This window comes from Indibacter alkaliphilus LW1, from assembly GCF_000295935.2.
Taxonomy (GTDB): Bacteria; Bacteroidota; Bacteroidia; order Cytophagales; family Cyclobacteriaceae; genus Indibacter; species Indibacter alkaliphilus.
The window spans coordinates 233836-245988 of the sequence record NZ_ALWO02000036.1 but is presented as its reverse complement, the minus strand read 5'-3'; the positions used below and the strand labels follow the sequence as shown (position 1 = coordinate 245988).

The 12153-nt window shown below is 39.4% G+C and carries 8 protein-coding genes; 6 read left to right on the top strand and 2 right to left on the bottom strand.

The window, feature by feature from the left end:
• Nucleotides 1-111 precede the first annotated feature (111 nt).
• The gene (gene mfd, locus A33Q_RS12345; RefSeq protein WP_009036126.1) at nt 112-3465 is read right to left on the bottom strand and encodes a transcription-repair coupling factor; all 3354 of its coding nucleotides are present in this window, start codon (nt 3463-3465) and stop codon (nt 112-114) included.
• A 142-nt stretch (nt 3466-3607) separates the two neighbouring features.
• Between mfd and A33Q_RS12340 the strand changes: the two genes are divergently transcribed.
• The 4 genes from A33Q_RS12340 to A33Q_RS12325 all read left to right on the top strand — a co-directional run bounded on the left by A33Q_RS12340 (nt 3608) and on the right by A33Q_RS12325 (nt 6681).
• Nucleotides 3608-4216, top strand: a complete 609-nt coding sequence (locus tag A33Q_RS12340) for a cytochrome c oxidase subunit 3 (RefSeq protein ID WP_040490442.1) — start codon at nt 3608-3610, stop codon at nt 4214-4216.
• A gap of 41 nt (nt 4217-4257) precedes the next feature.
• Nucleotides 4258-5238 (top strand): FtsH protease activity modulator HflK, encoded by a 981-nt coding sequence (hflK, locus tag A33Q_RS12335; protein WP_009036128.1) that lies wholly within the window; start codon nt 4258-4260, stop codon nt 5236-5238.
• Nucleotides 5235-6173, top strand: a complete 939-nt coding sequence (hflC, locus tag A33Q_RS12330; RefSeq protein WP_009036129.1) for a protease modulator HflC — start codon at nt 5235-5237, stop codon at nt 6171-6173. The genes hflK and hflC overlap by 4 nt, the downstream gene beginning before the upstream one ends.
• Nucleotides 6174-6240: 67 nt before the next feature.
• Nucleotides 6241-6681: an SRPBCC family protein gene (locus A33Q_RS12325; protein ID WP_009036130.1), complete on the top strand. Its 441-nt coding sequence runs from the start codon at nt 6241-6243 to the stop codon at nt 6679-6681.
• On the opposite strand, the gene A33Q_RS12320 is transcribed toward A33Q_RS12325, so the two are convergent.
• On the bottom strand, nt 6674-7144 hold the full coding sequence (locus A33Q_RS12320; RefSeq protein WP_040490422.1) for a Fur family transcriptional regulator: 471 nt from the start codon (nt 7142-7144) through the stop codon (nt 6674-6676). The two genes, A33Q_RS12325 and A33Q_RS12320, sit on opposite strands and share 8 nt — an antisense overlap.
• A 202-nt stretch (nt 7145-7346) precedes the next feature.
• Between A33Q_RS12320 and A33Q_RS12315 the strand changes: the two genes are divergently transcribed.
• Together A33Q_RS12315 and A33Q_RS12310 are read left to right on the top strand one after the other, a co-directional pair.
• Nucleotides 7347-8603 (top strand): aspartyl protease family protein, encoded by a 1257-nt coding sequence (locus A33Q_RS12315; protein ID WP_009036132.1) that lies wholly within the window; start codon nt 7347-7349, stop codon nt 8601-8603.
• 246 nt (nt 8604-8849) lie between these two features.
• Nucleotides 8850-12122 (top strand): PAS domain-containing protein, encoded by a 3273-nt coding sequence (locus tag A33Q_RS12310; protein WP_235062800.1) that lies wholly within the window; start codon nt 8850-8852, stop codon nt 12120-12122.
• The last annotated feature ends 31 nt before the right edge of the window (nt 12123-12153 follow it).

Below are 12153 nucleotides of genomic sequence, written 5' to 3'. Positions count from 1 at the left end.
TTTTTTTGTAGCCAAAAGCTACAAATAGCCGAAAACGGCCATATTTTGGAGGATATAACAAATATCTCCCCCTCAAAAGCAATTATCCTGCCATTAAATTTTTTGAAATTTTTACTCTTTTTTCATCTCTTCCAGCCATTTTTTTGCCTTTTGGATACTTTTCACTCCTGATATGTTGAGAATCAAACGATTCTTATATTCTTTCATTTTGCAACTTCTGGGTTGGGTTTGTACAAAACGAATGATTCTGCCAAAAGTATCTGACTTGTAATAACTTTCTTTCGATGAAGGAACAAAATAGCATTTCATCAGCTCATTTTTCAGAGCAAGTTTTTCAAAACCAAGGCTTTCTGCCAGCCACCTCAAGCGGACAGTTTCAAATAAATCATCCACAACCTCTGGAATTGGACCAAACCTGTCTTTGATGGATTTGATAAAAGGCTGCAGCCCATCTTCGGTCTTGACATTATCCAGTTTGGAGTAGAGGTTAAGTCTTTCTGAAATATTGGATACGTAAGTCTCAGGTATCAGCAACTCGAAGTCTGTTTCTATCACACAATCCTGCACCAGAATTTCCACTTTCTCTTTGAGGTCATCTTCAAATAATGCTGCAAATTCATTTTCCTTCAACTCCTGAACAGCCTCATCGAGTATCTTGTGATACATCTCAAATCCCAAATCGGTGATAAAGCCGCTCTGTTCTGCTCCCAGCAAGTTTCCGGCCCCTCTGATATCCAAGTCCCTCATGGCCACCTTAAAGCCGTCGCCCAAATCCGAAAATTCCTCCAATGTCTGAAGCCTTTTTCTTGCTTCCGGAGTCAATCCCGTGGTCGGGGTTGTCAATAGGTAACAGAATGCCTTTTTGTTGCTTCTTCCGACCCGTCCTCTCATCTGATGCAAGTCGCTAAGCCCAAACATGTGTGCCCTATTGATGATAATGGTGTTGGCATTGGGAATATCCAATCCGGACTCAATGATATTGGTAGAAACAAGGACATCATACTCACCTTCTATAAACCTGACCATTATTTTTTCCAGCTTTTTGCCATCCATTTGTCCATGTGCACCAGCTACCCTTGCATCAGGGACCAATTTCATGATCAGGTTGGCAATAGAGTCAATTTCACCAACTCTATTGTGAACAAAAAAGACCTGACCTCCACGCCTCAGTTCATAAGCTATGGCATCACGGATCACTTCCTCCTGAAAAGTATGGATTTCAGTAGTCACAGGCTGCCTGTTAGGGGGAGGGGTCGCAATCACTGATAAGTCCCTGGCACCCATTAGGGAAAAATGCAGGGTCCTAGGAATAGGGGTAGCGGTAAGTGTCAATACATCCACATTGACTTTCATTTCCTTCAGCTGATCTTTTACTTTCACACCAAACTTCTGTTCTTCATCAATGACCAAGAGTCCCAGATCTTTGAATTTGATGTCTTTGTTGACGATTCTATGGGTGCCTACAAGAATGTCTATTTCTCCAGTATTTACCTGTGAAGCAATTTCCTTGATTTCTTTGGATGTTCTGAATCGGTTGATGTACTCCACTTTTACCGGGAAGTCCTGCAGCCTTTCTTTCAAAGTCTGAAAATGCTGCATGGCCAGGATGGTAGTGGGCACCAAGATAGCCACTTGTTTTCTGTCGTTGACAGCCTTAAAGGCGGCGCGAATAGCCACTTCGGTTTTGCCAAAACCCACGTCTCCACAAACAAGCCTATCCATGGGATAAGGCTTTTCCATATCAGATTTGACATCAGCGGTAGCCAATGCCTGATCCGGAGTATCTTCAAAAACAAACGAGCTCTCAAGCTCAACCTGAAGCACGGAATCTTCCGAAAACCTGAAACCATTAGCGTTCCTTCTTTTTGCATAAAGGGCAATCAGCTCTTTGGCAATATCCTTGACTTTGCCTTTTACCTTTTTCTTTTTGTTTTCCCATTCCGGCGATCCCAGCTTGGACATGGTGGGCATAGTACCCTCTTGCCCTGAATACTTCGATATTTTGTGGATAGAGTGAATATTGACATAGAGCAAATCGTCATCTCTAAATATCAACCTGACTGCTTCCTGAAGCTTTCCACTGACATCGACTTTTTCCAAGCCTGCAAACCGGCCAACCCCGTAATCTACATGGACCACAAAATCCCCCGGATTGAGTGTTTTGAGTTCTCGAAGGGTAAGTGCTTTGGATTTGCTGGCCTTGTTTTTGGTTTTATACCTATGATACCTTTCGAATATCTGATGGTCTGTATAACATGCCAATTGTAAATTTTTATCGACAAACCCTTCCCTCAGACCGATTTGAAGGGATTGAACCTGAAGTGTAGGGTCAAGTTCCTGAAAAATATTGGCCAGTCTATTGATCTGCTTATCGGATTCTGAACAGATAACATTGAGCCAGCCTTCTCTTTCATTGCTGACAAGGTTTTCGACAAGGAGCTCAAAGTTCTTGTTGAAAGACGGCTGGGGCTGCGAGTCAAACTGAAAGAGCTCAGCATCCTGAAAATAGAATTTATGACCAAATTCTATTTTGGAAAAACTTGCTGTGCTTTTAAGAAATGATTCCGAATTATCAAAAAGATCTTCGGGCTTCAGCATGAGTTTTCCACTCGAGTTGGTTTCCACAATTTGCTGAAAAGATTGCTCTGCTTTTTGGAAATGCTCGTCTAAGGTGTCCAAAGAAAACTGATAATCTTTGTACCAGATGTAGGTATATTCCGGCAAAAAGTCCAAGAAAGACTGTCTTACTTCCTGAAGAAACTTGGTCTGTACATTTGGAATAATACTGATCTGATCGATTGGCTCGATGGATAGCTGGGTCTCCGGGTCAAAAGTCCTGATACTTTCTATTTCCTTTCCGAATAGTTCCAACCTAAAAGGGAGGTCATTGGCATAAGAGAAAATATCAACAATCCCCCCTCTGATGGAAAATTGTCCTGGCTCGTAAACAAAGTCTGTTTTTTCGAAGTCATAGGTTGCCAAAAGTTCAGCTATAAATTCAAGGTCAACTTTTTCTCCCACTCTGGCCTTGAGGGTATTTTCTTTCAAGGCTCTTTTATTGATTACCTTTTCATATAAGGCCTCGGCGTAAGTAACAACGATTTCAGAATCCTTTTCTTTGCTTAGTATTTTATTCAGAATCTCAGCCCTCATCAAAACGTTTGCATTTTCTATTTCTTCGTATTGATAAGGTCGTTTATAACTCGAAGGAAAAATATTTGAGGATTGATTACCCAAGAGCTCCTGCAAGTCATTGTTGAGGTATGCTGCCTCCTCCTTGTCATGAGCAATGATCAGATGAAACCCTCCTAATCTTCTAAAAATGATAGAGAAAAGTATGAGGTCTAAACTTCCTGAAATACCCTTAAATTGGAAGTTGTTGGATTTAGAAGATTGGATCTTGTCCAAGAGCGTTTGAACAAATGGATCAGATTCGTATAAAGATAGGAAGGCGGATTTTTCCAAAATATGCTTGAGGTTCTTTTTTTGAAGGCGTAAAGTTAGGAAAATGATTCTGTTTATTCCCCTAGCCCTGTATTACCAAATAGTGTACAAAAACCTGAACCTAGTACGGCTTGGAATGTTTACAGTATACGGAGGAGAAAAAATGGAAAAAACAGACGAAACTTGGTTTCAAAGAATTGAGAACATGCATCCATATCAAACCCTGATGTATTTGGGCATGTTTGGAAGTGGGTTGATATTTTTATTTATGACAATCGCTTTTTTGGCTTCAGGTACTGACAATATGGAGGCGGTTGGCTTTAGAATGCCAAAATCCTTTATTCTCAGCACCTTCGTAATACTTGTATCAGGCTATACAGTGTCCAAGATGATCAGTTTTTATAAAAAAGAGTCCATCAGGGAATTGAAAAAAGCACTGATGTTAACATTTTGGCTGGGAGTTGCCTTTTCTATTTTACAGCTCATTGGCTGGCAGGAACTGACGGCAATGGGTGTAGACTTTAGAGGATTGCCAAGTGGTAGTTTTTTGTATGTTTTGAGTGGGATACACTTGTTTCATCTTTGCGGAGCAATGATATTTGCCGTGATCATGACCCTGCAATATTCCAAAAAAGAGAAGGATGAAATTCAGGAAATTGTCATGCTTACCAATCCATTTGAAAGGATGAGGATACAGCTTTTCACCAAGTACTGGTATTTCATGGATTTGATTTGGTTGGTGCTCTTTATGATTTTTGTCCTTACCTTTTGATGTCGAAAGGCCAATTTTGAAATTCACAAATAAATTTAAAAATGTCAGATAACAGGTATGAAATCAACATTGATCCTGATTGGGTAAAAAAATATGCTCTCAGGATAGTGGTAGGGTTTTTACTTTTGGCGGCTGCGGTTACCAGCACCAAAACAGTAGGACCGGAAGAAGAAGGAGTTGTAGTACAACTGGGAAAGTATAACCGTACAGTTCTTCCAGGGTTGAATTTTATTCTTCCTTACGGGATAGAAAATATGTACAAGATCCCAGTTCAAAGGCAGCTCAAGCAGGAGTTTGGATTCAGAACAAGAAGTGCGGGGCAGCAGTCAGAGTATGTAAAAAGCAGTTTTGGAGATGAATCCATGATGCTTACAGGAGACCTCAACCTTTCGGATGTAGAGTGGGTGGTACAGTATAGAATCGTAGATTCATATAGGTATCTTTTTCGGGTAAGAAATGCCGAAAAAACCCTAAGAGACATGTCCGAGGCAGCAATGCGAAAAATCGTGGGTGATAGAACAGTCAATGAAGTCTTGACTGTAGGCCGTCAAGAGATTGCTTCCAGTGTGGAGATATTGCTCCAGGAAATGTGTGACGAATATGAAAATGGTATCCGTATAGACCAGGTCGTCTTGCAGGATGTCAATCCACCTGAACCAGTCAAACCCTCTTTCAACGCAGTAAACGAAGCCCAGCAGGAGCGGGAGACTTTGATCAACCAAGCTGAAGCGGAATACAACAGGGTAATTCCAAGAGCAAGAGGAGAAGCCTTGGAAACTATTCAGTTGGCTGAGGCTTATGCACTGAACAGGGTCAACCGGGCGCAGGGTGAGGCCACCAGGTTCAATAATCTCTTTGAAGCTTATGTCAAAGCCCCAGAGGTTACCAAGCAAAGGCTTTATTTGGAGACCATGGAAAGGGTACTTCCAAAAATTGGAAACAAGATTATCGTAGACGATAAAGGCAACAATGTGCTGCCGCTTTTAAATATTGACAAAGCTAAAACCACTAATACGCCATGAAAACCTCAAGAACATTATTACTGATTCTTGCCGGACTGTTGGCCTTATTGGCCTACAGCAGCATTTATATTCTTAGTGAAACCCAGCAGGCGATTGTAACGCAGTTTGGTAGACCTGTAGGAGAACCCAGAACAGAACCGGGGCTGAATTTCAAAGTCCCCTTTCTTCATAAAGTCCAGTTTTTTGACAAAAGATATCTGGAATGGGATGGAGATCAGAATCAGGTTCCTACCAAGGACAAAAAATTCATCTTCGTAGATACCTACGCGAGGTGGGAGATCACAAATCCGCTTCAGTTTTTTATCCGACTCAGAGATGAAAGGTCTGCACAATCCAGGTTGGATGATATCTTGGATGGAGAGACCAGAAATGCCGTGGCAAGCCACGACTTATTGGACTTGGTAAGATCCAGAAACAGAGATCCTGAAATCACAGAAGACTTCATGGAGGAAATAGAAATTCTGGAAGATATCTCTGTGGGAAGGGCAAATATTGAAAAAATTGTACTTGAAAAGGCCAATGAAAGAACCTCCGATCTAGGTGTAAGAATTCTGGACTTTAGATTTAAGAGAATGAACTATGTAGACGAAGTTCGGGACAGAGTATTCGATAGAATGATCAGTGAAAGAAACAGAATTGCTGATCAATTCCGCTCTGAAGGACAGGGAGAGGCCAGAAAGATAGAAGGGGATAAAGAACGAGATCTTGCTCAGATCCAATCTGAAGCCTTCCGTGAAGCTGAAGAAATCAAAGGCCGGGCTGATGCTGAGGCCACAGATATCTATGCTTCTGCTTATAACAGAAACAGACAAGCTGTAGATTTATACAAATTTGTCAGGTCTATGGAAAGCTTTGAAAAGTCATTGGATGATAATACCAGCATTATCCTTTCTTCGGATTCGGAGTTTTTTAAATACTTCAAAAGATTAAACTAATTTAAAAAGCCCCGTAATTTGCGGGGCTTTTTTCAAACATTTTCCATATCCCGATCTTTTAGACAACATGGAAATAACTATCAGTACAAAAGTAGCCCAAGATTATCTTCAGGTAAAAGAAGGATTTAATGAAAGCCTTTTCAAAAAGCTAAGCCCTCCATTTCCTCCGGTAAAGCTTTTGAAATTTGATGGGTCTACCAAAGGAGATTTGGTCAGTCTTGAGCTAAACTTTATTTTTTTCAAACAGAAATGGACAAGTGAAATAACTGATGATGCTACAGATGCCTCTGAGTTTTACTTTATTGATGAAGGAATAGAATTACCATTTTTTCTTGGCAAATGGAAACACAAACACCGCATTATAAAGAAGGGTCAAGGATCAGAAATTCGTGATGAAATAGAATATGAAGGCCCCAATGCACTCATGACGGCTCTACTCTATCCGGCACTGTATCTACAGTTTTTATACAGAAAACCTATCTATAAGAAAATTTTCAGGCTTAAATGATTCTCAGGTTTTCGCAATTTTCAATCTGACAATCTCCATAGAGCACTAGAGAGTGGCTACTGATGGCTGACTGAAATTCCCTGCCCATTGCTTCTTTGATCAAGGAAAGCCTGTCATCCGAAAACTCACGGATTTTCCTGCATTGATTGCAGACGTGGTGATCATGGTGCTTGTAGGTGAGTGCCTGCTCGTACAGCGCAACTTTATCTTTGAACTGATGCTTCACAGCCAACCCACATTCTACCAATAAATCCAAGGTATTGTAAATAGTTGCCCGGCTGATAGTATAGCCCTTGTTTCGCATCAGAAGAAACAATCCTTCTACGTCAATATGCTCATCCTGTGGCAAACCATACAACTCGTCAATCACAGAAAACCTTTCAGGTGTCTTTCTGCTTCCCTGACGGTTAAGAAAGTTTTCAAAAATCTTTTTTGCTTTTTCTACAACTGATTTCTCGGCCATGCTCATAAATTATAAAAATTAAAGATGCAGGATTTTTTAGATTTTATCAAAAATAACCGCCTCCATAGTCCAATTATATAGATAAAAGCCTGAAATTTAAATTTTTCGCTTATCTGCCTAACAACAACTTCATTTTTTTAGTATAGATAAGTAGTTGAAAAATTGCTTATATTCATCCAAAACCCAAAATCTCCCGACTTGCATGATTTTAAAATCAATCTTGTACGGTTTTTTATTGCATGTTCTGTTTCTGAATTTCTCTTTTGGACAAATCCCCGGATTCTATGCTAAAAAAGAAGCAAGGAAAACTGAGCTTCCTTTTTTGGCGTCTAATAATCTGATAATACTCCCTGTATCCATCAATGATGGTCCTCCAGTAAACTTTTTGCTTGATACCGGTGTCAAAACAAATATTCTCTTCAGTAAGACTTTAGGAGATGAGCTTGAAATGCAATATACCCGGAAGCTCAACCTGATGGGTGCAGATGGACAGACTGTCCTGACTGCAAATGTATCCCCGACCAATCATCTAGACCTTGGACCATTGGAGGGCATTTCTCAAACAGTATTGGTGCTGGATTCAGATTTCTTTGAATTGGAAGCCGTAATCGGAATCCCTGTTTTTGGGGTTTTGGGACATGAGTTTTTTAAATACAACCCAGTCAAAATAGACTATGATAAAAACATCATTACTTTTTATGAAACAGAAGCTTTAAAATGGAGGCCTTTCGGATATAGAAAAATCCCAATGAGGATTGAAAATGGTAAGCCCTATATCAATGGTTTTGTCAGACAAATTTCAGGGCAGGATTTAGATGCCAAGCTTTTGATTGATTTGGGGGCCAACCACGGCTTACTTTTAAATATGGAGACTAGTGATGCAATTCAACTTCCTCCAAAGTTCATTAAATCAGATCTGGGTAGATCTTTAGGCGGAGACTTGTCTGGTTATATTGGTAGAGTCAGGTCAGCACGTTTAGGAGGCTTGAAGTTTAAGGATGTCATTACCTCTTTCCCTGAAGAAACCGAGTTCAGCTACGTGATCAAGGAAAGCGGGAGACAGGGTAGTATAGGGTCAGAAATGTGGGGCAAAACCAAAATTATCCTGGACTACAGAAGAGAAAGGCTCTTGTTTAAAAAGGGCCAAAAGTTCAATGTTCCTTTTGAATACGATATGAGTGGAATTATGCCCAGGAGGTTGCCCACAGATGATTTGAGGTATGTAGCCAACAGCGTTCGGGAAGACTCTCCAGCTTATTTGGCAGGGGTTCGTGCAGGTGATGAAATAGTGAGTATCAACAGTATACCGGCCGATTTCTGGGAGTTGCCGGATATTGTAAAACTTTTAAGATCTGAACCCGATAGGGAGATAAGAATGTCCTTGAAACGGTACAGAAGTGATAACCCCGATGATTTTGAGCTTATCAATGTTTCTTTTATCCTGGAAAGGCAAATTTAAAGCGATTTCTAAATTGATTAATGTTTAGTTATCCATTGAAAATTAGTGATTTACAAACAAATTTAATAATTTGAGGGAGCCTAAAACGTCTGTGGAAATATGCTTCACAGCGCTTACCTGATGGATAATATAATTTTTGAATGCTTATATTTGACAGGGAAAAGCAGCTTATTTGTTTATTTTAAAATTCTCCTTTGAGGAGTCAAAATGTCCGGAAATACGACCGCCCTTTTTCAAAATATTCTATTGACCTTAAAAAGGTACAAAGGGGGAAAATATGAGCTTCTTTACATCTCATCAGAAATCAAAAAAATTCTGGAAAAAGGAGACAAATTTTATGAAGAGTCATTCTTCAAATCCCTTTTTCCTACCCTTCCTCCAGACTTATTTGATTTTCTATTCGAAAAACTCGGTAAAGGAGATAAAGTAGTCTGCCCTGTAGTTATCAACAAGGAATATTTTCAATTTGTGGAAATTGAAGGCTATGTGATATCTCAAGAAGACAGTTCTTACCTGATCAATGCATTGATATCGCCTTCAGCCTGGAAAAGTAATGTGAAGTTATCGTGGTTGGTAATAGAAAATCAATCCCGCATATTGACAGCTACCCAGAATGACAAAGTAGCCATAACTACTGATGATTGTGTTTCTTTTGTGAAAAATAAATTCTCCTTTATAGAGGAGTCTGACATTCAGCAATTTTTTTCTCAGCCAGGAAGCCAACATTTAGAGATTTTTCCTGATCATCTTTACTTGAAAAAGAAAGAGCTGTCCAAAGGTACCTATCTTATTCAATTAAAATTCATATTGGACTTTATCCAGGAATTTCCAGATGAAAAAGGAAAACAAAAAAAAGGCAATGGTTTGGTTTACTATGAATACACACCAGAAGAGGATACCGTCAATTGGACAGGGCCAATTGAAAGTTTGTTGGGCTATCCCAAGTCTTTTTTTAAGAATTTCACAGGAGAAGACTGGAAAAAACTTATACATCCCAATGACAGGCATAGCTATAGGGTAAACTATGAACATGGCAACAAGCAAAGTTATCGTGTCTTGAACCAAGAAGGTAATTATCTTTTTGTACAAGATGATTACAGGAAGTACAATAATGAGAATTCAGATAAGGAAATAGTCTTGGGAGTCATCAAGGATATTACCGCCCTGAAGGAAATTGAAAAAGACCTCTTGGAAAATAAAACCGTGTTGGATGAGCTTACAGGCGTAGTTCCCGGAATGGTTTATTTGATCAAAACTTTTTCTGATTTATCACATAAGTTTCTTTTTGTCAGTGAAGGGTCCAAAACCCTATTGGGAATCAGCCCGGAAAAGATTATGGAAAATGAGTCCTTTATGCTTAGCATTGTTCATCCCGAAGATAGGGAAAGCTTATTGCAGGCAGACAGGGAGGCATATACCAAAGACGATAAATTTGAATGTTACTTCAGAATCATCATGCCCAATGGGGAAGTGAAATGGATTTATGGAGCCTCAAACCGACTTAAAAAATATAAAAACGACTCTATCTGGGCCGGTTTTTTTATAGACTTCTCTTATACTAAGCAAAAAGAGATGGAGTCCTCCATGAACCTCAACCGGTACAAAACATTATTTGAAGAAAATCCCCTCCCGACCCTTCAGTATGATCAAAATGGGACAATCATTGATGCCAATAAAAGCTTTACTGAAAAAATAGATCTTCCTGATTCTTCGAAACTAATCGGACTGAATATGTTTGAGCTATTAGGAAACAACCCTATTCAGAAGGCATACAAAGACAGCATTGTCAAAGGAAGTGGTTTCTATGAAGGGCCTTATATCAGTTATTTTTCAAATAAACTGTTCCATATAAGGGTCAACGCCATAGAAATCGAGAAAGGAAAATATTATCAGGCAATTCTTGAAGATATCAGTGAACAGGAATTTGTCCACAATACTGTTTCCATGCTGACGGAAAAAACTTCCAAATACAGTGGTCAGCAGTTTTTTGATGAGTTAACCCATTATTTATCTGAAAAGCTAGGGGTAAGCCATTGTTTTATAGCACAGATTCAAAAGGATAAAAATGAGGCAAACGTTTTATCATACTGTAGGAAAGGAGAAAAAGCAGAAAACTTTAGCTATTCCTTACTAAATACTCCTTGTTTGGAATGCCTCAACAGTAACGAGCCTTTGATCATTCAAAAAGATGCCGATCAGATCTTCAAAGAGGATAAAATGCTCGCAGAAATGAATATCTCAACTTACCTGGGAGTGCCAATAGTGGACTTGGAAGGAAATAGACTGGGAATATTGGTCATTATGGATGAAAAGCCAAGACCATACAGCTATAGTCTTTCGGGCTTATTGACCATTTTATCTGACAGAATAGGGGCTGAGCTCAACCGTTTGGATTATGAAAGAAGACTGATTACATCAGAACAGTTGTTTAGAAGCATTGCTGAAAATTTTCCAAAGGGCACAGTTGAGGTGTTGGACAAAAACCTGGTCTATATTTATACAGATGGAAAAGAATACCGTAACAAAGGTATCGATCCAAAATCTCTCATTGGAACAGCCCATTTGTCAAAATATGAAAGCTACATTGCCAACGAGGTGCGCCAGCAGTTGGATAAAGTTCTTAGAGGTGATTCAGTAATGTTTGAGGTGATTATTGACAAACAATACTACCTGAAAAGCGGTGTTCCTTTGACAAACAACCATGGCGAAATTGATAGGATCCTCTTGGTAACCCAAAATATAACCGAAACCAAGCTGGCAGAAGAAGAAAGGGAACAGCTGATCCGGGATTTAAAATCCCAAAATGAAGAACTACAGCGTTTTGCTTACATCATTTCGCATAATCTACGTGCTCCTATCGTCAATATTTCTTCTTTACTCGATCTCTATGATGCTGAGAATCCCAGCAATATTGAAAATGAAGAGATTATTGACAACTTGAGAGAGTCTACCAAAATACTCAATGCTACGCTTCAGGATTTGATAGAGGTAGTGTCTATCAAAAAAGACAAATTGCCCAAAATAGAAAAGATAAGCTTTGCCAAGATCGTAAGGAATATTGAAAAAAGTCTATCGAAACAGATTTCAGAAAGCAATGCTGTGATTCTAAAGGATTTTTCTGGTGCAAGTAAGATAGATTACATCTATTCTCATTTGGAAAATTTCCTCATCAACCTGACAACCAACTCCCTCAAATACAAGCACCCGGACAGAGATCCCCTCATCCATATCAAAACCTGGAGAGAAAATGAGTACACAGTACTGGAATTTAAGGATAATGGTATAGGAATAGACCTTCAGCGATATGGTGATAGGCTATTTGGTCTTTATCAAAGGTTCCACTCCCATGTAGAGGGCAAAGGTCTCGGCTTGTATCTTGTCCGGGAACAAATCAGGGCACATGATGGAAATCTCATTATAGAAAGTGAAGTAAATCGAGGAACGGTATTTAAAATTTTCCTTAGAAACCTAAAGATTCCTAACTTTGGACCGATGGAAAAAAAAGATATTCAGAATTAAATTTTCCAACATTACAAATCATTGCCCCGTA

Bases quoted from the DNA above. Each gene is read 5' to 3' on its own strand.
- hflC (WP_009036129.1), top strand. From the start codon at position 5,235: ATGAAAACCTCAAGAACATTATTACTGATTCTTGCCGGACTGTTGGCC.
- A33Q_RS12320 (WP_040490422.1), bottom strand. From the start codon at position 7,144: ATGGCCGAGAAATCAGTTGTAGAAAAAGCAAAAAAGATTTTTGAAAAC.
- hflK (WP_009036128.1), top strand. From the start codon at position 4,258: ATGTCAGATAACAGGTATGAAATCAACATTGATCCTGATTGGGTAAAA.
- A33Q_RS12325 (WP_009036130.1), top strand. From the start codon at position 6,241: ATGGAAATAACTATCAGTACAAAAGTAGCCCAAGATTATCTTCAGGTA.
- A33Q_RS12315 (WP_009036132.1), top strand. From the start codon at position 7,347: ATGATTTTAAAATCAATCTTGTACGGTTTTTTATTGCATGTTCTGTTT.
- A33Q_RS12340 (WP_040490442.1), top strand. From the start codon at position 3,608: ATGGAAAAAACAGACGAAACTTGGTTTCAAAGAATTGAGAACATGCAT.